Origin of the sequence: Dokdonia sp. (genome assembly GCF_039945015.1) — a bacterium.
Lineage (GTDB): Bacteria > Bacteroidota > Bacteroidia > Flavobacteriales > Flavobacteriaceae > Dokdonia.
Window position 1 is genome coordinate 224914 of the sequence record NZ_JBDUXP010000018.1, and the last position, 25299, is coordinate 250212.

The 25299-nt window shown below is 34.6% G+C and carries 22 protein-coding genes; 2 read left to right on the forward strand and 20 right to left on the reverse strand.

From position 1 onward, the window contains the following. Nucleotides 1–85: 85 nt before the first annotated feature. The 12 genes from ABJD27_RS12665 to cyoE all read right to left on the reverse strand — a co-directional run bounded on the left by ABJD27_RS12665 (nucleotide 86) and on the right by cyoE (nucleotide 10051). Nucleotides 86–1252 carry an efflux RND transporter periplasmic adaptor subunit gene (locus tag ABJD27_RS12665; protein WP_348165254.1) on the reverse strand — a complete coding sequence of 389 codons (1167 nt, stop codon included), beginning with the start codon at nucleotides 1250–1252 and terminating at the stop codon, nucleotides 86–88. 30 nt (nucleotides 1253–1282) lie between these two features. Beyond that, nucleotides 1283–2542 carry an ABC transporter permease gene (locus ABJD27_RS12670; protein WP_348165257.1) on the reverse strand — a complete coding sequence of 420 codons (1260 nt, stop codon included), beginning with the start codon at nucleotides 2540–2542 and terminating at the stop codon, nucleotides 1283–1285. A 47-nt stretch (nucleotides 2543–2589) separates the two neighbouring features. Then, nucleotides 2590–3834 carry an ABC transporter permease gene (locus tag ABJD27_RS12675; RefSeq protein ID WP_348165260.1) on the reverse strand — a complete coding sequence of 415 codons (1245 nt, stop codon included), beginning with the start codon at nucleotides 3832–3834 and terminating at the stop codon, nucleotides 2590–2592. Further along, nucleotides 3827–4528 carry an ABC transporter ATP-binding protein gene (locus ABJD27_RS12680; protein ID WP_348165263.1) on the reverse strand — a complete coding sequence of 234 codons (702 nt, stop codon included), beginning with the start codon at nucleotides 4526–4528 and terminating at the stop codon, nucleotides 3827–3829. The genes ABJD27_RS12675 and ABJD27_RS12680 overlap by 8 nt, the downstream gene beginning before the upstream one ends. Before the next feature lie 142 nt (nucleotides 4529–4670). Continuing rightward, nucleotides 4671–4871, reverse strand: a complete 201-nt coding sequence (locus ABJD27_RS12685) for a hypothetical protein (protein WP_348165643.1) — start codon at nucleotides 4869–4871, stop codon at nucleotides 4671–4673. Between the two features lie 83 nt (nucleotides 4872–4954). Beyond that, nucleotides 4955–5500, reverse strand: coding sequence for a DUF420 domain-containing protein (locus ABJD27_RS12690; protein WP_348165265.1), 546 nt, complete (start codon nucleotides 5498–5500; stop codon nucleotides 4955–4957). After that, nucleotides 5500–6237 carry an SCO family protein gene (locus ABJD27_RS12695; protein WP_348165268.1) on the reverse strand — a complete coding sequence of 246 codons (738 nt, stop codon included), beginning with the start codon at nucleotides 6235–6237 and terminating at the stop codon, nucleotides 5500–5502. The genes ABJD27_RS12690 and ABJD27_RS12695 overlap by 1 nt, the downstream gene beginning before the upstream one ends. Then, nucleotides 6237–6923: a hypothetical protein gene (locus ABJD27_RS12700; protein WP_348165271.1), complete on the reverse strand. Its 687-nt coding sequence runs from the start codon at nucleotides 6921–6923 to the stop codon at nucleotides 6237–6239. The genes ABJD27_RS12695 and ABJD27_RS12700 overlap by 1 nt, the downstream gene beginning before the upstream one ends. A gap of 96 nt (nucleotides 6924–7019) precedes the next feature. Beyond that, nucleotides 7020–7403 carry a cytochrome C oxidase subunit IV family protein gene (locus tag ABJD27_RS12705; RefSeq protein ID WP_348165274.1) on the reverse strand — a complete coding sequence of 128 codons (384 nt, stop codon included), beginning with the start codon at nucleotides 7401–7403 and terminating at the stop codon, nucleotides 7020–7022. Nucleotides 7404–7436: 33 nt separating this feature from the next. Next, a complete protein-coding gene (locus ABJD27_RS12710) occupies nucleotides 7437–8414 on the reverse strand; it encodes a cytochrome c oxidase subunit 3 (protein WP_348165277.1) in 978 nt (325 codons plus the stop codon). Between the two features lie 159 nt (nucleotides 8415–8573). Next, nucleotides 8574–9158, reverse strand: a complete 585-nt coding sequence (locus ABJD27_RS12715; protein ID WP_348165280.1) for a cytochrome c oxidase subunit 3 — start codon at nucleotides 9156–9158, stop codon at nucleotides 8574–8576. Then, nucleotides 9158–10051 (reverse strand): heme o synthase, encoded by an 894-nt coding sequence (gene cyoE / locus ABJD27_RS12720; RefSeq protein WP_348165283.1) that lies wholly within the window; start codon nucleotides 10049–10051, stop codon nucleotides 9158–9160. The genes ABJD27_RS12715 and cyoE overlap by 1 nt, the downstream gene beginning before the upstream one ends. 158 nt (nucleotides 10052–10209) lie before the next feature. Here cyoE and ABJD27_RS12725 point away from each other — a divergent pair, with 158 nt between their 5' ends. Together ABJD27_RS12725 and ABJD27_RS12730 are read left to right on the forward strand one after the other, a co-directional pair. Then, entirely contained in the window at nucleotides 10210–11103 is an 894-nt protein-coding gene (locus ABJD27_RS12725; protein ID WP_348165286.1) for an MBL fold metallo-hydrolase, read from the forward strand. 67 nt (nucleotides 11104–11170) lie between these two features. Continuing rightward, entirely contained in the window at nucleotides 11171–11596 is a 426-nt protein-coding gene (locus ABJD27_RS12730) for a thioredoxin family protein (RefSeq protein WP_348165289.1), read from the forward strand. Between the two features lie 3 nt (nucleotides 11597–11599). On the opposite strand, the gene ABJD27_RS12735 is transcribed toward ABJD27_RS12730, so the two are convergent. The 8 genes from ABJD27_RS12735 to sprA all read right to left on the reverse strand — a co-directional run bounded on the left by ABJD27_RS12735 (nucleotide 11600) and on the right by sprA (nucleotide 25260). Next, nucleotides 11600–12013 (reverse strand): hypothetical protein, encoded by a 414-nt coding sequence (locus ABJD27_RS12735; protein ID WP_348165292.1) that lies wholly within the window; start codon nucleotides 12011–12013, stop codon nucleotides 11600–11602. 130 nt (nucleotides 12014–12143) lie between these two features. Continuing rightward, complete coding sequence (locus ABJD27_RS12740; protein ID WP_348165295.1) at nucleotides 12144–14273, reverse strand: gliding motility protein RemB; 2130 nt, start codon at nucleotides 14271–14273, stop codon at nucleotides 12144–12146. Between the two features lie 104 nt (nucleotides 14274–14377). Beyond that, nucleotides 14378–15172 (reverse strand): energy transducer TonB, encoded by a 795-nt coding sequence (locus tag ABJD27_RS12745; RefSeq protein ID WP_348165298.1) that lies wholly within the window; start codon nucleotides 15170–15172, stop codon nucleotides 14378–14380. A gap of 108 nt (nucleotides 15173–15280) precedes the next feature. Beyond that, complete coding sequence (locus ABJD27_RS12750; protein ID WP_348165301.1) at nucleotides 15281–16075, reverse strand: energy transducer TonB; 795 nt, start codon at nucleotides 16073–16075, stop codon at nucleotides 15281–15283. Between the two features lie 115 nt (nucleotides 16076–16190). Beyond that, nucleotides 16191–16916 carry an energy transducer TonB gene (locus tag ABJD27_RS12755; protein ID WP_348165304.1) on the reverse strand — a complete coding sequence of 242 codons (726 nt, stop codon included), beginning with the start codon at nucleotides 16914–16916 and terminating at the stop codon, nucleotides 16191–16193. 54 nt (nucleotides 16917–16970) lie between these two features. Further along, complete coding sequence (locus ABJD27_RS12760) at nucleotides 16971–17393, reverse strand: VanZ family protein (protein WP_348165307.1); 423 nt, start codon at nucleotides 17391–17393, stop codon at nucleotides 16971–16973. Then, complete coding sequence (gene gcvH, locus ABJD27_RS12765) at nucleotides 17371–17751, reverse strand: glycine cleavage system protein GcvH (protein ID WP_348165310.1); 381 nt, start codon at nucleotides 17749–17751, stop codon at nucleotides 17371–17373. Before gcvH ends, ABJD27_RS12760 begins: the two co-directional genes overlap by 23 nt. A gap of 72 nt (nucleotides 17752–17823) precedes the next feature. After that, a complete protein-coding gene (sprA, locus tag ABJD27_RS12770; RefSeq protein ID WP_348165646.1) occupies nucleotides 17824–25260 on the reverse strand; it encodes a cell surface protein SprA in 7437 nt (2478 codons plus the stop codon). Nucleotides 25261–25299 lie beyond the last annotated feature (39 nt).

Genomic DNA, 25299 nt, shown 5'->3' on the forward strand with positions numbered 1-25299 from the left:
TATTGAAACGTATTTATGTTACAAAAAATGTTTGTTTATTTTTTATTGCTTTCGCGAAAGCGCAAAAACACTGCATTTAAAGAGATTATCCTCTACCACCAAATCCTTGAGGAGCTTTAATTTGATTCCAAATTTTTATCTTATCGTCTCCAGAAACACCGTTCTTTATTTCAACAAAAATACCATCACTAATCCCTAGTTCTATATCACGACGTTCAAATTGCTGATCTCCAATTTCTATCTCCACATAAGGCGTTTTTGTTTTTGTATCATATTGCACTAAAGCTTCTTTTATCGCAAGTATAGAGTCTGCCTTGGCTAAGATAATACTAGCATTTGCACTAAGACCTGCTCTAATAAATGTAGTAGAATCTATAGTGGCTAAAGTCCCCTTAATCTCAAATTGTATCGCTCCGTTTTCTGCAACACCTTTAGGTGCAATATAATCTAATATTGCATCAAATTTCATGTTTTCGATAGCCCCTACTGTAATTTCTAAAGGTAAATCTTCTTTAATCTTTCCTACTTCACTCTCATCTACCTTCCCTTCAAAAATCATCTTATCTACATCGGCAAGTGTTGCGATGGTAGTTCCATCATTAAAGTTATTTGCTTCGATTACTTGGTTTCCAGTTTTTACAGGGACATCTAGAATCATTCCTGTAATTGTAGATCGCACCTGTGTTGTTGCTGCGACACCAAGACCACTTGTAGTTCCTGTCTTTATAATATCATAATTCTGCAACGCACTATTTAAAGTTACCTGCTCTTGTTTTACACGTTGATCTGCTTGATTATACGCATTTTGAATGCCGTCAAAATCATTTGCAGAAACTACTCCTTTTTCAAAAAGTGCTTTTTGTCTATCATAAATACTTTTCTGATTTTGCAACGCAAGTCTCGCTGTTTCTAATCCTGTACGAGCGCCTGCAATATTATTTTTTGCATTTGTTAATGATGAGGCATTAGGCACTACTTTAATTTTTGCAATAAGATCTCCTGCTTTAATCTGATCTCCCGCTTCTACATAGATCTCATCAATAATTCCAGAAATATTAGGCTTGATAAGCACTTCCTCTTTAGGAACAATACTTCCAGTTGCTACTGTTTTCTTTACAATAGTTTTTGTACTTGCTTGTTCTGTTTTATAGACTACAGGGTCTTGCCTGTCTTTCATCCATAAATACCAAATACCGATTCCAAACACTATTACAATTAATGCTAAGACAATGATGGTTCCTGTTCTCTTCATTTTAGTCTGCTATTTATTTGATAATTTTTATTATTCGATGCGCAATGCATCTATTGGTTTGATTTGTGTTGCTTTTATTGCAGGTATAAGTCCTGCGATAAGTCCGGAAACAACAAGGATTAATAATGCTACAAAAGCTATACTTACGTGTACTGATGGATTTGCAAAATTCTCTACAGACCCTGAAGGTCCCAGAAAATAATTCATAAGCCAAATCCCTCCCGCAGCTACTGCAACTCCAAACATACCAGAGAGCATTGTAAGCACCATTGATTCTTGTAAGATTTGTGCTCTTATATTCCAAGGACTAGCCCCCAAAGCTCTTCGCACTCCTATTTCTTTAGTACGCTCTTTTACGACAATAAGCATGATATTAATAATTCCTATCACTCCCGACAATAAAATAAGCGCACCTACTACATAACCTACCAACGTAAGAATATCAAAAAGACCATTAATCCGTCCAAATGCTTCTGCTCTGTCAAAGTTTCCTATCGCTCTTTTATCATCTGGATGTATCGTACGTTGATTCCTCATGATACTCAAAATACGTGGTTTCAATTCTGTAATACTTACATTATCATGAGCGGTAAGTACCATCCATCCTACATTATCTGCACGATTAAAAGCTTGACCAAATGTCGTAAATGGAATAAATATAGTGTTGGCGTCTTCCTCATCATCACCATTACTATTTGTAGACTTAAAAGTTCCGACTACCATAAAGTTTACACCGTTTACTTTAATATAAGTTCCTATAGGATCTTCTCCATAGTCATACAATGCTTTTACTACGTCTACCCCTATAACTGCTGCCTTTCTTTTTTCATTAATATCAGAATAACTTAAAAAACGACCTGCAGTAATATCCATAGGTTGTTGTTTAATAAACTCTGGATAATCTCCAGATACACTAAACGCTCCTGTTTTTTCTTTGCGCGTTACATTATTTGCCCCTTGATATCCTCCTAATTGATTACGGGGTGAGACATATTTAAGTTCTGGCATTTGTTCTTTAAGCATGGCTACATCTTCAAGCTTAAACTGCACTCTACGACCTTTAGGTAATCCTTTATAAGGCTTTGATGTACCTTGCCCCCACATAAAAATGGAGTTGGTTGCAAAATCTCCAAAATCTGACGTTACACCATTACGCAATCCTGTAGTCATTGCCAGTAGTAATACCAAAATAAGAATACCCCAAAAAACACCAAAAGCAGTAAGCATCGTTCTAAAACGATTTGCATTTAAGGCTTCTAATATTTCGGACCAACGTTCTTTATTAAACATAGTTTACTTTTTTAGTACGCTTTCGCGAAAGCATAAAAAGACAAATCTTATTCATCTCTTAATGCTTCTATAGGTTTGATATTTGCAGCTCGTCTTGCTGGAAAATACCCTGCTAATGCTCCTGCAAATATGATAATTAACACAATAGATATTGAAGTTACAAAATCTACTCTTGGAAATTTAATAAAGGCACTATCTATAAATGGGCTTGCAATATTAAGCGCGATAACACCAAAAAATAAGCCTGTAAATCCTGCTATAGAGGTAATAAAAATCGCTTCTTGTAAAATCATTCCTATAATAGAGCTAGGCAATGCTCCTAAGGCTTTACGGACACCTATTTCTTTGGTGCGCTCTTTTACAACAATAAGCATAATATTACCTACTCCAACGACTCCTGCTATAATAGTACCTAGACCTATAAACCAAAATACACCACTTATGGTGTCTATTAAACTATAAATCTTACGAGCTTCTTCTAATGTATTATTTACTCTAAAAGCACTACGATCATCTGGAGCTACACTATATTTTGCTTTAAGATCGGTTTCAAAATTTTCAGATAGAGATTCTGATAATGCAACAGCTTCCTCAAAGTTTTCAGACATATTTACAGTATATGCTAGAGAGCGTATTCTATCACCCCCATTAAAAACTTTCTGAGCAGTAGGGAGTGGTATAAAAACACGTGTTTCTTCTCGTTCTCCTCCTGGATCTGTATATACACCAACTACCTTAAAGTTAATGTCAAAAATTTTAATAGTTTCACCTATTGCATCTTCATTTTTAAATAGATCTCGCTTTACTTGATTACCAATAACTGCAATTTTTCGAGATTCTTTTAGGTCATCTTGACTTAGGAAACGACCAGCAACCATGCTTGCATTTTCTATAAATTGTTGATCTGGATAAGCCCCTTCTATACGATAGTTTCCAGATTCTTTTCCATATGTAGTCTGACCACCCCAAATATTATAAATACCTGTTTTATATTCTATATCATCTTCATACTTTGTATTTATTTCTTCAAAGTCTGAGTTATGCATTTGAATACGCCTTCCTGGGTTTAAACCTTTAAATTCTTTTGTTGTAATCCCTGGACGCACAGCGATTCTATTTGTCGCATCTTGTTCAAATTCACTTCGCACTCCATTTTGAATTCCTGTACTAAACCCTATAAGAATGATCAGAATAAGTACTCCTGAAAACACAGAAACCATGGTTAAGAACGTCTGAAGTTTGTTCTTACTCAAGGTTTCAAAAATCTCTTGCCAGCGTTCTATATCAAACATGAGCTTTGGCGATTATTTGGTTCACAAGTCTATCATCTATGATTCGTCCATCCTTAAGATTAACTATACGTTTTGTCATCTCAGCAATATCTGGTTCATGAGTAACAACAAGGATTGTTTTCCCTTCGTCATTAATCCCTTGTATAAGCTCCATAACCTCATAAGATGTTTGAGTGTCTAACGCTCCTGTAGGCTCATCGGCCAGTAGCACTTTTGGATCACTAGCTAGTGCCCTTGCTATTGCCACACGCTGTTTTTGCCCTCCTGATAGTTCACTAGGTAAATGTGTTGCCCAATCTGCCAATCCTACTTTTTCTAAATAATGCATGGCCTTATCAGTACGTTCTTTACGCTTTATCCCTTGATAATATAGTGGCATCGACACATTATCAAGTGCATTTTTATAATTAATAAGATTAAAAGATTGAAAGATGAACCCTAAAAATTTATTGCGGTATTGAGCTGCTATTTTCTCGTTAAGGTTTTTTATAGGTACATTATCTAATGTATATGATCCTTGGTCTGCTTCATCCAGCATCCCTAAGATATTAAGTAGTGTAGATTTTCCAGATCCCGAAGACCCCATAATAGACACTAATTCTCCTTCCTTAACAGAGAAATCAATCCCTTTTAAAACGTGGAGTGAGTTACTCCCCATTTGATATGACTTATGTAGATCTTTAATTTGAATCATAATCTATACTTGATTACACAATATTAACAATGAAAAGCTTAAAATGTGTGAAAATGGTGTTAAGACCTATGAATTCTGGCTGGTTACATATAGTCTTATTACATAAGACTATAATTTTGAGGTCTTGTTACAGCAAATACTGTTATGGTTTTGTTAAAGAATCTTGAGATTGCTCCTCTTTATCTTTTTTCTTAGATTTATATATAAAGTAAAAAACCCCACCTACTAATATATAAGGGATAATCATAAGGTATTTAATTCCATTATTAATTCCTTTTGCAGTACTATTATCTTCTTCAGACTCCAATACAGCACGACACATAGCACATTGCGTTGTTGTCATAACTGGCAAAGGTATTATGTCTGCTTTCGCGAAAGCGGAAACCAATACCATAAAAATGACTATGATGTTTTTCTTTATGTTCATTAATGCAGGTAATAGGGTGAGATCATAAAATATACAATGACTCCCGTCACAGCAACATATAACCAAATAGGAAATGTAATTTTTGCTAGTTTTTTATGTTTATCAAAACGTTCTGCTAGCGCTCTTACATAGGTAAAAAGCACCAATGGAATAATAACTATTGATAATACAATATGAGTAATAAGTATAAAAAAGTACACATAACGGATACCTCCTTCACCTCCAAAAGAAGTAGACTCCGATGTCATATGGTATCCAATATACATTAACAAGAAAAGTACTGAAAGCAAAATTGCAAACTTCATAAGACGTTCATGCAGTGTGCGATTTCCTCTTTTTATTGCCATTACAGCTATAATAAGTACCACTGCTGTAAGTCCATTAATAGAAGCGTAAATAGGAGGTAAAAACGTAAGCGGTTGTACATCCACACCCATACGTGGAAGGTTTACACCAAATAATCCTGCTACTGCAAGTGGGATTATAATCGATAATACTACAATCCACTTTTGATACTTCTTTTCTTTTTCTGTAAGATCACTCATTATTTGTTTAATAATTTCTTTATATCTTCTATTAAAATATCTATTTCTGGGGCTTCCTCTCCTTCTCCTACAATAGCATCCATAGGAACAAATCCTCTATAATAAGGTTTAGGGTTTCCATGATCATCTAGTCGGGAACGTATAAAACCATTTTGATCAATGAGTGCAAATAATCCAGAATGATATAATCCGTTTTCTATGTCTTCTTCTGTATTTGTTGCTAAGTAAAAACCTTCATTAGATAGTTTTAATATATCTGATCTATTTCCTGTCATAAAATGCCAGTTAGGATTTGTTACACCATAATCACTTGCATACTGCTTTAAAACTTCTGGTGTATCATGTTCTGGATCTATAGAAAATGAAGCAATTCCAAAATTAGAGTTACCCTCAAAAAGTTTTGCTATTTCTTGAAGATTATGGTTCATAGGGATACAAATATCAGGGCATCTTGTAAAAAAGAACTCGACTAGATATACCTTACCTCTATATGTTTTTTCTGTAATTGTATCTTTATTCTGGTCTAGAAATTCAAATTCCGGAACTCTTCTATCCTTCCCATTGATATTTATATAGACAAGTCCATCCGTTGACTCTTCTTCTGCTTCTCCCACAGCATGCATACGTCCTCCTCGTACAACATCATCGTTTACATATCTTCTAAAAATTTTTGGGATAAATATAATCCCAAAAATAAGTACTATAAAAGCAATTCCTATGTATGTATTTTTACGCATTATTTCTTTTCTCTACGTTGTTCTATTTTATCACTAGCGTTATTATTCTTCTTTAATGCGAGTCTATATTCTGCTAGAAGAATTTTAATATCATCTTTCATATACCCCATCTCTACAGCTTGTGTAAAATCATACCCGTATGGATTAGGCTTTTTCTCCTCATGACCAGCTCTTAGTGCCAAGGCTTTATCAATGATAAATACGTCTGGATGTCCTCCATTAGACATCAAATCCAATGGTGTCCCTAAACTTTCAAAATGTGCTATAGCTACTTCTTTTGTAGCTTCTACAAATCGAATTTTTGAGACATCAAAAATTCTTCCTAACTCTATTTTTAAATCTGTGATTGCTTTTTCATTTCCTGGGGTTACAAAAAGAATAATTTGAAAATCTTCATACTTCACAAAGTATTTATAGATCATCAAATTCAAATTTGCAGTATACCCAATATTTGAAGTAAGCTCATTTCCTAGATACCCAACAATTGTTACATGATCTTTAAATGTTAATGGAGCATCTGTAGAATGACCAGGGGTTTTTATTTCGCGCAAAGCGATCGTATTAATATCTACTACTCCCGCTGTAAGGGTTGGTAAGTTTGCAAAATTATATATCCCTGAAGAAAAGAATAAATAGGCCACAATGGGCAAAACGAAAAGTGCAATAAGCACTAATTTCTTTTTCATAGTACTTTCTTTTGTAACATATGGTTACGTTATGTCACATAACGACGCTATATGTAGTGCTAAAAAAAGCGGTTATAAAACCGCTTTTTTATTATATTAAAAATCCCAACTCTGGAATCCTGTATCGTATACATTAAAGATATAGTCGCCTTCTGTTAATAGTATGAACACAAGGTATAAGATTAAGAATACACCTGTCCAAACGACCATACGTCTTAACGCTTTTACTTCATCACGCATGTGCATAAAGTCCCAAGTGATATAATATGCTTTAAATATCGTAAGAAGGATGAATATCCAGTTAAGGAGTTTCATTCTTATAAATGTATTCTCAATAAGAGATGCTGGTTTATATATACCTAAAACAACTTCTATAAGAGTTACAATAGTAAGGATTATAAGTACTCCCCATATTTTTGTTATGTTAGACTTAAATTTTAAAAGTCCTCTAAAAATCTCTAATTTATGTTCGTGTGCCATAGCTTAACAACTAAATTCTTATGCTTATTATAATTATACAAGGTAGAAGAAGGTAAATACAAATACCCATACTAAATCTACAAAGTGCCAGTACAGTCCTACTTTTTCAACCATTTCATAGTGACCTCTACGTTCATAGGTTCCTAAAATGACATTAAAGAATATGATAATATTAATCATAACTCCTGAAAATACGTGAAAACCGTGAAAACCAGTGATAAAGAAAAAGAAGTCAGCAAATAACGGAGTTCCATATTCATTATGTTTCAAGTTTGCTCCCTCAACAATCAAGGCAGCATCTCTATTTAAACGTAATAAAGATTCTTCTCTACTAAGAACTGTTTTTTCTCCTTCTCCAGTAAGGAGTTGTGTACGGATCAAAAGATCAGGATTTGCAGCAAATCCAGCTTTAATCTCTTCTATTGTAAATTCAGATCGTGTCCCTTCTGAATCATACCATATTCCGTTCTTACGCTCATGTTGCGTTCTTACAGTAGGTATTGTTGTTGCAATAGCGCCTAAGGCAACTCGATCTCCATTAGTATTTTGGAATTGTAATATTTTTCCACCTTTAGTTTCGACAGCCCCATACTCTCCTTTAATAAAAGTATTCCACTCCCAAGCTTGTGAACCTACAAATATCGCTCCTCCTATAATAGTGAAGAACATATACCAGATCACTTTATTCTTTTTCATATGATGACCCGCATCTACAGCAAGTACCATAGTTACTGAGGACATAATAAGAACAAAGGTCATAAATGCCACGTATATCATCGGATAACTCTCATGAGTAAACGGAACGTGAGTAAATACTTCATCTGCAATAGGCCAAGAATCTATAAACTTGAATCTAGAAAAGCCGTAAGCAGCAAGGAATCCTGAAAATGATAATCCATCAGATACGATGAAAAACCACATCATTAGTTTTCCATAACTTGCCTTAAGAGGCTGGTTTCCACCGCCCCAAGTTTTACCTTCGCTTGTTGTATTTGTTACAGTAGCGCTCATAGTGACATTTTGGTTAATTTATCGTTTGCAAAAATAGGTATTTTCTATGCGTATTTCAAAGATTAAATCAGGATTTATAATGGGTCTATATAGCTTTTATTTTTATAGGGCTATTTCTCATTTAATCCCTTGACTATAAAGCCTCCTGTTTACCTTTATTTACTTTGTTGTATACATGAGTATAAAGAGGAATATCCATAGCACACCTAAAAAATGCCAGAATGTAACTCCTAATGTTAATCCCAAATGATCTTCTTTGGAATATTTCCCTCGTATATGATTTATAACAACAGTACTAAGAGCGACCATTCCTGCTATTACGTGAGCAATATGTACAGCAACAATTAAAAATAAAAATGTTGTCGTAATATTACTTGACTCTCCCGTCATAAAATAACCTTGACCTGTTAATTCTGTAAACAACCCGTGGTATTGATATCCTACAAAAGCAAACCCAAGCACTAATGTTGTTACCAAGAACAGTGTCCCAAATTGCCTATTATTATTTACAATAGTACGCTTTGCTATTTGTATAGTAATACTACTTATCAATATGATAACTGTAGAAATAATAAGTGACTGCGGGAACTCATAGTTGTCCAACCAGTCTTTACGTTCCATACTTACTATATATGCACTCGTAAGTCCTGCAAATGTCATGCACAAACTAATAATCCCAAACCAAAGCATTTGTTTCTTTGCTCGGTCTTGTTTATACTTCTCTGCTCCTTCTGTGTAATCCATTATCTTAAAAATTTATCTACAACAAATACAATTTGAAGTAGCGTTATATATGTCACACTAGATAACATTAATCTTTTTGCTGTTTTTGCATCTCTTTTCTGATACAACTTTATTGCCCAATACAACATAAACAATCCTAAGCCCCCAACAACAACAGCTGCTATAGGAGATAGATATAACCCTCCAGTAACTCCAAAAGCAGGCACTATAGATATCAAAATTGTCCAGATAGTATATAAAATAACCTGTATTGCAGTTCCTTTATCTCTTTTTCCAGTAGGCAACATAAAGAAACCTCCTTTTTTATAATCATCAAACAAGAACCAACCTATTGCCCAAAAATGAGGAAATTGCCAGAAAAACTGAATCATAAACAATGTCCCAGGTTCTATCCCAAAATCATTTGTCGCAGCAACCCATCCTAACATATAAGGAATCGCACCTGGAAAAGCACCTACAAATACAGACAGTGGTGTTTTTGTTTTAAGTGGTGTGTACAGTAAAACGTACATAAATATAGAAACCCCTCCAAACATTGCCGTCTGAGGATTAATATAAAATAACGTAACAAGACCAAGTACTGTGAATAGGGTTGCAATACCTAGCGCTGTCTTAACAGACATGCGTCCAGAAGCCACAGGCCTGTTCTTTGTACGATCCATCAATGCGTCTAAATCCTTCTCCATCACCTGGTTAAAGGCATTTGAAGCACCGACCATAAAATACCCTCCTACTGCAAGCATTCCTACAACAAGCCAATCTATTTGTGATGTTCCAAGAAAATATCCAGCGACACTAGAAAACACGACGCTAATAGACAATCGCATTTTAGTGATTTCTTTAAAATCTTGCCAAGGTGACACGGCAATGATATGTGATGCGACTTCGCTCAAATGAACAGAAATTTAGCTATTTTAAAAGTTGTGCAAAGATACTCCCTGATTGTCTTTTACACAACATTATATTGATCTTAAATAGCTGTTAAAATTATGCTTTCGCGAAAGCTTTCTTATCAACTTACGACTGCACTCTCTTATCACAAACCATTCTCATGAAAAAAATTACATGCATTGCACTTTTTTGTATAGCTACATTAGCAAGTGCTCAAGGTCGTTTTGATAACGTCAAAATCAACGTAGAACCTGTCTCAGAAAATATTTACATGCTTACTGGAGCTGGAGGAAACATAGGCGTCTCTATAGGTGACGAAGGTGTATTTATGATAGATGATCAATTTGCTCCACTTAGTGAAAAGATACAATCAGCCATAAAAAAGATATCTGATAAGCCTATAAAATTTCTTGTAAACACACATTTTCATGGGGATCATTCGGGAGGTAATGCAAATTTTGAAGCTTCAGGCACTATGATTGTTGCTCATGACAATGTACGTAAACGTCTTGCCGCAACAGAGAAAACAGCAGGGGCTGGACTTCCTGTAATTACGTTTAGTGACGATGCAACATTTTACATGAACGGGAATGACATCTTTATCACACACGTTCATAATGCACATACAGATGGAGATGCCCTTGTATATTTTGTACAAAGCAACGTACTTCATACGGGAGACACTTATTTTCACGGGAGATTTAGATTCCCATATATAGATCTAAATAGCGGAGGAAGCTTAGCTGGTGATATAGAAGCCGCAAAAAAAGGATTAATGATTATTAACAATGACACCAAGATCATCCCTGGACACGGTCCTGTAGCCACAAGAGCTGACTATCAAAAATATCATGATATGCTTGTCGCAATACATAAAAATGTATCACAAGCTATCAAGGAAGGGAAAACCGAAGATGAAGTTGTCGCTATGCAATCACTAACCTCGGCATACTACTCTGATGAAGAAACCGCAAAGGATTTTATTTCTGGAGAAAAAATGCGACGTGCTGCCTATAGAAGCATTACCTCCATTGAAAAAGAAATGAAGCATTAGACATTTAGATTTCTTATTTTTGATTACTGCCTTTTGATTATTACCTATCAAACACGCAATATTAATTATGAAAAGCAACAGAATACTTCTTCTCTTATTTTTAGCTTTTGCACTATCAAGCTATAGTGATACCAGTTATAAGAAAAAAGGAATTAGGTTCTTTAAAGGAAGTTGGGAAGAAGCTCTACTAAAAGCTAAAAAAGAAAATAAATTTGTTTTTGTAGATTTTTATGCCACTTGGTGCGGCCCTTGTAAAAAATTAAAACGAACAAGTTTTAAGGACTCTAAAGTAGGTGACTATTATAACAAAAACTTTATCAACGTTTCTATAGATGCTGAATCAAAAAAAGGAATAGAAATAGCTCGCAGATACGGAGTTTCCTCATACCCTACACTCATAATCACAGATTACAACGGGAGAAAAAGAACAAAAACCACTGGCTTTAAAAAACCACATATCCTGATTAATTTTGGAAGAAGGATTGTTCCTTAGCTATTAATCTACAATATATTCTAAAGAATCATAAACCAAAGCCGACCCATAGTCGGTTTTGTGTTTTTTGTATCTCAGCCCTATAAGTTGTGCACCTTGTGATCCTGCAGAATCTTTTAGCTTTACACTTGTTGTATCCTCTTCTGGAATTACAAGACATAACTTCCCGCAAAATGCATCCCCATAGGCATTAATAACTAGGTAGCTTTGCCCAAAAATTTCTTCACGCATTTCAAAATAATAATCCACATCAGTACTTTCGGTAATAAGCCTGTATAGCTCTTCCTGATACACTTTACTATTGTATTCGTTTTTTCCTAAGATTTGATTTCTTTGAGACTTATAACAACCTGACTCTTGACAGGAAGACAGCAACAACAGAATAACCATCCCCACAAAGGCGATTCTTGACGACATTTTAGATAATTTAGTTGAAGTAGTTGTATGCTTAGTATGATAACGTCAAGGTAGCTTATAATAGTATTTTGAAAAAGTGTTAATTTATTATAGTCCGCTTTCGCGAAAGCGTATCACAAAAAAAACCTAATTAATTATCAAAATACCAATTAAACAAGTCTGTGCGAAAACCTACATTAAACCATAATGTACTCGTATCAAAGACAGTATCTGTTTGTGTCTCTGCACTAAAATCTCTGAAAATAGGATTTATAAATGCTTTGAGGTTTGTCGCTGGATTTACTAAGTACCCTACTTCTACATCTGCGTAGAATGAATTTACTCTATTTCCTTGCAGTAATGCGATCCCATTATCACTAGGTCTATTGTCCTCACTTCCAAAAAGGTCATTCCCTCCAAAAAACACATCATTAATATCTCCTTCAAAACCTCGCTGTCCGTATATAAGTCTCGCAGATCCATACCATCTTTTTGTATGATATCTTGCTATAGCAATAAATTCTCTAAAGTTTGCTCCATATGGATGTGCCAATGCTTGATTTGTATTGGTATAACTAAGTAATGGATCATTGTTTGAATACGTATATGGACGAACTTGGTTAAACTCTGCTTGCAACGTAAGATTAGACACTTTAAAAGCGTCATAATACTTTACCCCTACTTGTATCCCGTGTTTATTTCTGTAATTTTGATTCCCACTTGTTATCTCAGAAAGTCGCAACTCATCAATGACAAGTTGTGCATACGCATTGATATTGTTTGTAAACTTGTATTTTCCAGTCAGCCCAACAATTGCATTTCCGCCACGCGACCCTCGCTGAAACTCAACATTTCTAAGAAAAATTATTGGATTTAATAAACTAGCATCAAATCCTCCATCACCATCATTTACAGATATGACAGATTCAAAAAGACCTAGATTCAACTTATTATTAACATTATAACTCAAGTAATGATTTACAGAAAACTTAGACGTAAAAGCGCCATCTCCTGTTACTTCTGGTCTTACATCTCTATATGATGACCACGTATTTGTATACTTAAGTCTCCACAGTGTTGTATTAATTTTAAAATATGGGTAATTAGATGACACATCACTTAACAATAAAGAGCGATATCCATCTCCTATAAATTGTTGTCCAGTTCCTAATTGAAAATTAAAATATTTACTAGGAGTATAAGATATGTATCCTTCAGCTACGGGATAATCAAAGTCTCCTCCTCTACCTAGGGCTGCAATACCTCTTCCCGGAATCACTGCCGGATTTCCTCCATCTGGACGTAATGACCTTGCATAATCATTAAAATATTGTGCAAAACGACCTTGACTTTCATACACCGCTGTATAAAAACTAAATTTCTTCCCTATACCACCTTGTATGAATGCAGCGCGTGTATTATTATATGTAAAGTCTTCTACTTTACGATCATCTGTTTCTGTTCCTAATTGAAGATCTGCTCCTATGTTTATTGTAAACCAATAATTGTCTCCTTGAAAACGCACTAGGTTTTCATTAAAGAATTTTCGTCCTAACCAGCTTTTTTTATCAAGCTCTAATGAAGCTACTATAGAATCAAAATCATGATAGTTATTAACCACATCATATAAGAAAGGACGACTTGCGGTATGGGTGTTTACTCCGATACGATTTAATGTTTTATCAAAACGAGAATACGTTTCGTGAGAAAAAGGAATATTAAGTTGACTTTGATACTGAACTTTTCTCTCAAAGGGTTTACTTTTTATATTTTCTAATTCTTTAGAAGCTGCACGATCTTCTAGTGCATTGCTATCTGAAGTTACCACATCTGCATCTGAAATGGTGTATCCTTTTATTTTGTTTCGCGAAAGCGGAATTTTAACTGGCATTGCAAACTGAATATAAACAGGTTCTCCACTATATGTAGCAGGTTGCACTTTAGGAAGCTTATCAAAAACCTTCTGAGCTTCGTCTTTCAATTCTGTATAAACGGCCTCTGTATTAAGAAGTTTAAATTCTCCCTTAGGGGTTACTTCAAAAAGCATAACCATTTGTCCTTCGTATTGTTGTTCTTTCACTTTTGAAGGCATTTCAAAATTGTCTATAAAAAATTGAATGAGCTTTTCATTAAAACAATTAGGGATATCTGCAATAGAGACAGTCTCACAATCGGGAAAGATAGGGTACTTTTCAAAGTCACTAGGATTAGGGTTTACTTGCGCTTGTAAAGAAGCGACAGCGAGCATACTGCTTATAAGAAGGATAACATACTTGTGCATATAGTAGGTATTATGCATTAATAGGCGAAAGATAGGAATTTTAAAACACAAAAATCCCGTTACAAAACAGTAACGGGATTTTTCTTTACTATAGTATTTTATAGTTAATCCTGTATTGTAAAAGAAATAGGTAGGTTATAAACAACTCCCACTGGAACCCCTCTTTGCTTCCCTGGAGTCATCTTAGGAAGTAATTTAACCACTCTACCAGCTTCCTGCTCTAGCTCTTTTCTAGGGCCTCTAGTTTTTATATTTGTAACGACACCGCTTTTATCTATAGTAAACTGAACAAAAATACGATTAACCCCTTCTAATCCGAGACCTTCTCCTTTTTCTGATCTAAACTTACGGCCTATAAATTTTGAGATTTTACTATTCATACAAGCTTTACGGTCTTCATTTGTAGTAAGGCCTTCACATCCTGGAAAAACTGGCACATCTTCTATAACAACAAAGTCTACTATCGTTTCTGGATCATCAATAATGACCTCTTTTGTTGTTTCGATAATATTAGTCGGAATGACTTCATTTTGATCTGGCTCTATAGCATCGACAAGATCTTCTATTAATTCTGGCTCCTTATCATCTATTATTTCAAATTCTTCGGGTTGTTGTACTGGAGCTTTAGGTGGTCGCTTTTGAGTAATTTTCTCGACTTTCTTTTGTTCCATTTGAACTTCTATCGTCCATTCTGGATCATCTAATTCTAGATTGGAAGGTCCATTTAATGCCTTTGTAGGCATTCTCATCTCTATAAAGAAAATAGCGATTAATAATGACAGGATGAGCCCTATCTGAAAATGTACTGTTGTGTTTCTTCGCAAATTCGCTTCATGCTTGCGTGATTTTGTGTAAGTGCCGTTTTGGCGAACGTCCTTACTTTCTTGTAAATCTTTCATAAGATTTGATTTTAAAATGTTAAACAATTCTTAAATAAAATCAACAAGCATACCAAAAAAGAAATCCCGTTACAAAACAGTAACGGGATTCATTTTAGATATTAATTCTTAATCTTCTATCTTAAATGTAATAGGTTGTGCATAGATAACACCTACAGATTTATCTCCTTGCTTTCCTGGAGTCATTTTAGGAAGTAATCCTATAACTCGTTTTGCTTCATTTTCTAATGCTACGTGTGGTCCTCTCGCCTTCATATCTGTAACAATACCCTGATCGTTAATTGTGAATTGTACATGTATTCTATTGACTCCTTTAAGCCCCAACTCTTCACCTAACTCTGTCTTAAATTTTCTATTAATGATTTTAGAAATTTTACTACTCATACAATCTTTACGTTCTTGATTAGAGTTCAAACCTTCACATCCTGGAAAAATTGGTACTTTTTGTACAAAATTTAAAGGAATTGGTCCTATATCTTCAATAGGGTCTACCACTTCTGTAGTTTCTAGAAGATTATCATTAGTCGTGTTTTGATCTGGTTCTGCAGCTTTTACAAGAGTTTCTATGATATCTTTAACCTCATTGTCTACTACTTCGAATTCGTCAGGTTGCTGTACTTGAGCTTTGGGTTGTTGTTTTTGAGTTACTTTTTCTACTTGCACTTTTTCTATCTCAAAAGTATCTGCCCATTCTTGATCATCAAGCTCTAAATCGGTAGAAGATTCATTTAATCCTTTTGTAGGCATTCTCATCTCTATAAAGAAAATAGAGACTAATAATGCTAGGATAAGTCCAATCTGAAAGTGTAATGTTGGATTTCTTCGTAAATTTGCTTCATGCTTGCGTGATTTTGTGTAAGTACTGTTTTGGCGAACGTTCTTACTTTCTTGTGAATTTTTCATAAGATTTGATTTTAAAATGTTAAACAATTTTTAAAGCAAATCAACAAGCATACCAAAAAGAAATCCCGAAAGCTTTCGCAATCGGGATTTCTAATTTTATATAAGGTAGTAGTAATTAATCTTCCACCTTGAATGTAATAGGAAGAGAGTATAATACACCTACTGGCTTTCCTCTTTGTTTTCCTGGAGTCATTTTAGGAAGTAATTTAATTACTCGCTCTGCTTCTTGCTCCAATCTTGGATGTGGTGCTCTTGAACGGATATTTACAATATTTCCTTTTTTATCAATTTTAAAGCTTACAAAAATTCTATTTACTCCACTTAATCCTAAATCGGCACCAAGTTCTGTATTAAATTTTCTATTTACAAGCTTACTTACTTTCTCACTCATACAGGCTTTACGCTCCGCATTGTTTTTCTTACTCTCACAACCTGGAAAAATTGGAACATTTTCAATAACTGCAAAAGGTACATCTGCAATCTCTTCCTCTTCTTCTGCAACTTCTACTTCTTCTACTTCTACGATTTCTTCATCTTGAGATGTTTCTGTAGATTCTATAATAGTTTCTTCTATTTCTTCTTCATCTTCTATCACTTCAATAATTTCCGGCGCTGGTGGCGGTGGCGGTGGCGGTGGTGGCGGTGGTGTATTAAGCTCTACGATTGGAATTTCTTCATCAAGATCATCTGCACTTAATAACGCTAAGTTAATTGCGCTTTTATCATAAGTCTTCCATTCGATCGTAATATACGTAAAGAGAAGAACTGCTATCAAACCTAACTGAAAAAACAGCAAGCTACGCTTTTTGAGGTCTGACTTTGGATTTTTTTTGAGTTCCATAAATTCTGAGTATTAAAGAAAGCTAAAATAACGAAATAAAATCCTAAAATAAAACTAAAACTTTGATTTTAGCATCTTCGATTTGTTAATATATAGCAAACAAGTTAATAAGGCCAATACACTTCCTGTAGTATTTGCCAAAACATCCCAACCATCGGGGGTTCTATAATTAGTAATAGTCCCTTGCAAAAGTTCAATAATTATGCCATAAATAATGGCGCATACAGCTATTACTATAAACATTGTAAGTATTGTTTTTTGAGTAACTATCTTGGCTTCATTTTTATTTTTAATGTATTTCCACAGAATCCATAATAATGTTAAACCAAAATAAGCTCCTGCGTGCAAGAGCTTATCTAAATATGTTACAGGATCATCTATTAAATGTACTGGACGAATTAGAGATCCCAAGGTAAGTGCTATCGTATATAAAACAGCAATTACTGCTATAAATTTATGCCCCAATAATTGACGCATATCCTTCAGCATCTAGCAAATCTGCTATTTCTTCTGTATTAGAAATCTTCATTTTGATCATCCATCCTTCTCCATAAGGATCTTTATTTACCAATTCTGGATCATCTTCTAATGCTTCATTAAATGATACTATTTCTCCAGTTAATGGAAGAAAGAGGTCTGATACAGTTTTTACAGCTTCTACAGTTCCGAAAACTTCATCTTTATCTAGCGTTTCATCTACTGTTTCGACTTCTACATATACGATGTCTCCCAACTCTCCTTGGGCAAACTGTGTTATACCTATGGTAGCAATATCTCCTTCGATACGTACCCACTCGTGATCTTTTGTGTATTGTAATTCTGCTGGTATGCTCATTCGTTACTTATTATGTGGTTATGTCTGTTTTATATGCTTTCGCGAAAGCGATCACATTTTTATATGTTGTATTTAGTTTCCAAAATTATAGCGTAATGTAAACCCTGATCGAATTGTTGTTTGCGGGAATGCTGTTGATATTGCAAATGTAGAAAATGTATGATCATAAAAGAACAGTGCTGTTAAGTTTTTACTCAATGCATAATCTACTGTAAATTGCAATCCATAAATATCTTGCCCTGCTGTCGTCTGACTATTATCTATATCTAGGTATCTAATTATTGTTTCATTACGACGTAATGATAAATCTGCTTTGAAATTAAGGTCACTTTTTAATACTTTTCTTCTTCCTCCAAAATTTGTTACAAACGTAAGGTCTTTGATACGATATCCTAAACCTAACACATATTCGTCTCCTTTGATTTCTGTCAAAATATTATTATCAAAGCTTAATCCTAGGGCTCTATCTCTTTTTACTTCTGCAAGGATCTTAACTGAGTTTTTCATTTCAAAATCAAAACGAACTAAAGGTGTAAATTGCTCTGTAAGTGTAACACTACCAAACAATGTAGGGTTTAAGAAATTACCTGCTTGATCTGTTTGTGCTGTAGTAGGGTCAGTGTCTATATCTCTATTAAATGCAAGGTTTGTATTAAACTGATTAATTGTATATCCAGCTGTATATCCGTGTTGCATAGAGAATCTCTTAAAATTCTTTTTAAACCACTTAAGACGCATTAATCCAGTATACTTTATATTCCAGTTTGGAAGTGGGATATCTCTAAATGCTCCCGATTTTGTTTTTGAAATGTCTTTTCCTGTGTAAGCAGATAAGAACGATGGTAATAGAACGGACTGATTTGTACGTCCAAATCCTACAGGGAATCCATTTTCATCTCTTTCAAATTCTGTTGTTCCATAAAAACTAGTTGCTAGACGATCTGCTACTTGAATACGATTTGATCTAAATGTATTAAATGCTTCAGAAAAATCGGATGTGCTTTTGCTAAATGCGGTTCCTATAAGCAATGTTGAAATACTAAAGTTTCCAAAATTATTACCAGTTAATGATTCGTAAAGAAGAGTTTCTGGGTCTACTCTATAGTTCTCTGCATAATTCTCTTGGAAGACACGATTAAAATTAAGGTCTATATCTAGATCTTTTATTAATCCTATACGTGCTTGTATTCCTAAGTTTCTACTTTCTATTTCTCTATATTGTTGATTAAAGTCTTGATACAATGTCAACCATCCATTACGAGCTGCTAGATCTCTAACTTCTGCTTGACTTCCAAATACAAATCCAGGTGAAGGTCGTAAACTTCCTGAAAAGCCTATCGAAGGAAGGTATCCTGGTAAGTATATTCCATTATCTTCTTGATATGTTACTTGTACTCTCTTTAATGCTGTTAATAATCCTATTCCTGTATTAAGTGCTTTATCGCTTCCACTTAATGAAGATCCTGAATCTGCTCCATCTCGATCTGTAAGTCCTTTTCCTTTACTTGTTCCTTCATCTGTAGGTGATGGTATCCCTCTTCCCCTATCTCTCGAGTTATTACTTTTCTTTGTCTTTTTAGTAAGACCAACATACTTATATAACTTATCCATTTCTAGAGTTCCGTTAATAGCATGTGTGTTTCTATTTTCTACTGAATTCCCTAAATCTGGAATACCATCTAGTGTTTGAAATTGTTGAGAGCCTCTTTGCCACGTATAATTTGCAGTATATGAATAGGTCGTATTTGTAATCCAATCTAAGAAAGGAAACTTATCAAATGGAAGGTCATAGTTTAATTGTAATGTACCAAAGTGAGTGTTTGCTTCTCCTACATCAAAGAATCCATTATACACACCAAACCCTTCTATCTCATCTCCATTATCATCTAAGAAACTCGGAGCGCCATTTCTATCTAAATAGTTACGTACAATACGATTATGACTTACATCATAATTTACACGTAAACTGTTTGTAATCGGTAAGTTTACACTGTACTGCCAATCAAAAAGATAGTTACGTTGAAAAAGTCTTGGAATACTAATATCATTTTCATTACCAACTATATCTCTAAATTTTTGCTCATTATATTGTCTTACAATATTAGAACTCACAGACACATTAGATGGTAGGTAATTAAAATTAAGATCTTTTAAGAACTTCCAGTACTTTCCTGTAAATAAAGAGTCATTTTTCTTAAATGGTTCTACAGGTTTATTTTGAAAATCAAAATTATAAGTACCTCCTAATCGCACATTTTGATCTCTAGATTGCTCTATTTCAAAATCTTTATGATCTGTTTGATTATACGAATATGAGAATGTAAGATTTTCTACATCATACGGTTTTGGTTTCTTATCACCCGTACGTTCTTTACGTACACCAATAAAGTTAATACTCTTACGTCTTGTATAATCTATCGCAGCTCCTTCTATTTCACTTCTCTCTTCTGGAGTTGCTGCATTAGCTAGTCTATCGTCCAATTCTAAATCTAAGAACTGAGGGTCAAATTTTGGAGTAATAATCTCTTCTCCTATTGCATAATTAAATGGTAATTGTATCCCCCATTTTTTAGGTAACAATTGTCCAATATTAACATTAGTAACGACATCATATTGAGTCACATCTTCTAAGCTACGTTCTGCCGGTCCTTGTTCTATACTACCAAAACCAACAGTACTATGTCTTCCTGTTGCAGAAACGGTTGCAAAATCTGCAATGTTACCATCTGCATTTACAACAGCTGCCCAACCTCCTTCATTACTTAAATCTGAAAGTCGTAATTCATTAAACCACACTTCTCCACCTATAGCTCCTGGAGTACATCCTATATCAACATTCGTTTTTGGGTTTCCGTTTTTAACTCCTAACAACAATGTTCTTATATCTCCAAAACTAGGAAGTCCTTTAATACCTATACGAAGTTCTCCTGGTATATAACAAGTTTGTTCTGCATTAAGGATACGATCTCCATCTTGATTAAAATATGTTATCGCATTAGGGTCATCTTCTACATCACCAGAAATAACTTTAGATTTAATGGTTTGTAGTAACTCTAAATCTAGATCAAGCTCATTTACAGCTGGCCAAATAGCTTCTCTATCTGTTTGTGCCACCCCAAAAGGCGTTGGCTCCAAACCTAATTCTATTTGATAGAAGTTACTATTAAGGTCTGTTCCCATACGAACAAACCCAACTATATTCTCATCATCTAACCCTGCCGTTCCAGCATTTACAAGAGGCTCTGCGTGCATAAACATACGCAGGTTCTTATATTGCCTCATATCAAGATTATAAAATTTATATACCCCACGTGCATCCTGTTCTTCAAGATTATCTACACGAATAGAAAGCGATTGTTCATTCTGACGAATATTATTGTTATTATTATTTAATCGTTCTCTTTGAACTCCTGGAGGTAAATTATAAGGTACTGGCGAACGTGTCTCATTAGCTTCGATATTAACAGCTGCCACTTCAAAAAGTGTATTATCATTATCGTTATTAGGTTCTTCAGGATCTAATGTCAATAAATATCTTCTAAAATCTCCACGTACTAAATCGAGTGTTCCAAAACGAAGGACAATATCGTTTTGCCAATCACTCATATACAGACGCATAAAACGTATGGATCTAAAATCTGAGATTCCACCTACTACATTTGTAGATTGATTAATAGGTACTCTAAATTGAACCCATCTTGTAGGAAGTGAAGATCCGTCTTGTGTTGTTACAGTAAGTTCTCTTACATCAGTAACAAATTCGTTGGTGTCTATATTAAGAGTTCCTGGATTTATATCCAGTTCATATTCATAATAAGCATCTATGGTATTCATAGTGTTATCACGATTGACATCTTCTAAATCTGGAAATGTAGTAGACCCTCTATTTGTTTGTGTTACTTCTACAGGAGAGTTTCCTTGTAAGTTATTAAATGCTTTATAACGCTCAATAACATCTCCTTGTGCATTTAAGAAATAATCATAATTATCTGCTGCTGGATCAGGAAGACCTGCAAAAGCAGGATACATAGTTGCTTCTTCTGCATCACTTAAACCATCGTAACCTATATCTTGATTTGCACGTTCTGCTCCTTCTGTATCAAAAGCATATACTAATGATTGGTTGGTAGGGACTTTTCCCCAGTTTGTAGGAGTGGTCGCCTCTGTACCTCCATCATTAGGAAGTCCATTTTCATATTGCTTACGTCCATCCTTAAGAATATCCTCAGAGATACTTCCTAAGTTTATTGTTACTTTCCCTCCTGGGTTTGTCGTATCTCCATTAGCAAAAAATGGATCCATTAACCAAAATTCAACAAACTCCACATTAGACTGTTCAAAATCTGTAGAGGTAAGTTGCCTCATAATCCCTCCAAAATTTTGTTGTGGATTACTTAATTCTTGATCTTGTGCATCTGCACTATAATTATAAGGTCCACGTTCATCAGGAAAATAAGCTAAATCAAGTGTAAATAATGCTTGTGTTTGTCCAGAAACTATATCTTGTTGTGGAAAAATCTCATCTCTAAACACACGACGCGTCTCTGGCAAGGAAAGATCTGTATCAGAAATACCATCTGGACGTTGCGAGTTATAAAACACGGGGTCTATGGTATACCAAGCTAATCTTGCTCTTCTAAAACCACTAGTAATATCATCATTTGCTAGTTCTCCCCCAAAACCTACTGGTGCTGAAGATAAAAACCATTGTAATGCACCACCTACGTCAATAGATGTTTGTGAAGCTTCAAAATCTTCAATATATGAAGTTGCTTCGCCATTAAAGTCTGTTCCTTTAGGTTGTCCTGGAGACAAAAATGCAGCTTCTCCTCGTATTGAGAAGTTAGATGGCGCATCTGTATCTATATTTGGCAGCTTATTAACCAGTCTAGTTAAGAAAGGTACTTCTGTAGAGTAGCTAGCATTAATTCCATATATGGTATTATTAATAGGCTCAAAACTATACGTTGCTTTTTGAGTAAGTGGTCGTTCATTTAAATTTAAATAAGTCCCTCCTATAATAAAATTATCATTAAACTTATGTTCTATATTAATCCCTGTAAATCGTTTGTTTTGTTGTCCAAAAACAGCATTATTTTCCACAGATGCTGTAATAGGAATACCAGAAGCTTCTAAAGATTTATCCAATAAAATAACACGCCCTAATTGGTAATTTACAGTATAATCCAATCCTTCTACTAAGGGTCGTCCTCCTGCTGTAACAGTTACAGAGCCTTGAGGAATATTAAATGCTCCTAAAGAAATCCCTTGTTCTTGTGTAGATTTATAACGTCCTTTTAAAAGGAATTTGTTTTTCTCTGCATTATCACGCGCTACTGTTTTAGTAGAGCTATACAATGTTTTATATACATACTGCTCTTGATTTGGATTAAAACTATTAAGTTCAAGATCTGACCCAGAAATACCATCATCATATGTCTCTAGGGGGTCATCAGTTCTCAACAAGTTAAATAAATGTTCTCCAAATGGTTCTACTGTAGTAAAAACAATACTACCATTTTGTACATGAACAGTTGTTCCGGGAACAAAATCAAAGAAACCGTCTCCTCCTACTTGTGGATCTCCAAAAGAGGTTAATCTATCTAAGTTAAATAATTGCAGTAATGTGTTAGATTCTAAATTTCCTCTATCTGGATTTGTTATTGATTCTCCTGGATCTGTAACTCCATTAAATAATGTTGGAAATGGGGCTCCTTCGACTGGTGTTATAAAATTTAAAGGAGAAGGATCTGCATATACAATATTCATACGGAAACCATCTTGCTCTAAGGCAAAAGCTCCTAGAGGGTAGATGTTTTTCATCATAAGGTCCCATACAGGTTCATCTACATTTGTCAAATTACTTTTAAGCATTTTAACAACAAGATTCTGTGGGCTTCCTGCTTGTCCAGCTGGTATAACGGTATCTAAAATACCATTCCCATCTGCATCTTGACCATTAGGAATACCATCACCATTAATATCAGCATCTGCATCATCTGCAATACCATCACCATCTTGATCTGGTCTGTTTACTGGACTATTTGCATCTGCTATATCTGGAATTCCATCACCATCATCATCTGGACGGCTACCATTTGTTGCATCTATCCCATCATTTGCAAATTCTCCTACTTGGAATACTTGCCCTCCGACCGTATATTGGAAAGCAACTCCTAATACCTCATCATTATTAAGGCGCTGGTTTAAAGAAACATACCCTAACTGAGTGTATAATGTATATTGATTAGGTTGTAGTTTACGAGCATTTTCTAATAACACATAGTCTACCCCATCACTTACTTGTACTCCTCCAAAACCTTGCTGTACCGTAGCGACGTCTCTAATAGCACTATTTAATACAGATCCTACACTTGGATCCGATATCCCTCGAGGATTGAAATCATTATTTCTGTTATCAGGAAAAGCATCTGCGACGTTATTTATAAATCCAGTTGGAGGAAAATCCAATCCAATATTGGATAGGTCTGACTCCCCAATATCCTGAATAGCGACTATATTACGTGCATCTTGTGTTTGGTTTTGTCTATTTGTAATCCAAACTTCTAAACGTGTAATCTGGATATTATTATCAATAAATGGATAACTCCTTAGAGATTCATTATAATGATCTCTAAAATAATGTGCTAAGAAAAAGTGTCTATTCTCATCATAATCTAATGCTGCAACTTCAAAATCTTGAACTGTAGCTCCTCCTTCGGCAGTAACCGTACGAGGTTGAGATCTATTTTCTGCAAAGACAGCAGTAACACTTGTTTTACCAAATTGTAATTCCGTCTTAACTCCAAATAAACTTTGAGATCCTTGGATAAGCGAACTATTAAGAGGCATACTTACATTACCTACCTCTATTTTTTGAATGATATCATCCTCTGTAGGTGTATACTCTAATTTTATTTGGTTTTGAAAATCAAAGGTAGATTCTGTATCATAGTTGGCTGTTATCTGTAAACGCTCTCCTACTTTTCCTAAAAGACTTAGACTTATACGTTGGTCAAAGTCAAATGTTAAATTACTTCTATTACGGGGTGAAAAAGCTGGATTATCTTGTTTTGTAAATAGAATTCCTAAATCCATTTCTACAGAACCCTGAGGTGTAAATTCAATCTTATCTCCTCCAAATATCGTTTGAAAGAGGTCTGATTTTACATATAATGTTGGGATCAAGCTTTTTTGAGCTTCCTTCCCTTCCTCAGTTCTTCCATCTAATGCAGCAACTTTCTCATTAAAGTATTGCTTCATTTGCTCATCACGAAGACGACGAAAATATTCTTCCGGCGTAAGGATAAGAGGATAATTGATATTAAATGACCCTAACTTCTCAGTATAAACATAACGATCTGTTTCTGGATCATAAGTATACTTTGAGACTATACTATCAGGATTAGGTAACGATAAATTACCAAAAGAAAATGTAGTACTAGTTGAGTCTTGTTCTGTTTCGTTAGTTTCTTGTGCTATTAATGAAGAAGCTCCAACAAAGAGCATGCTTATCATAAATAGTAAAAGTGTACGTAATTTTAAATA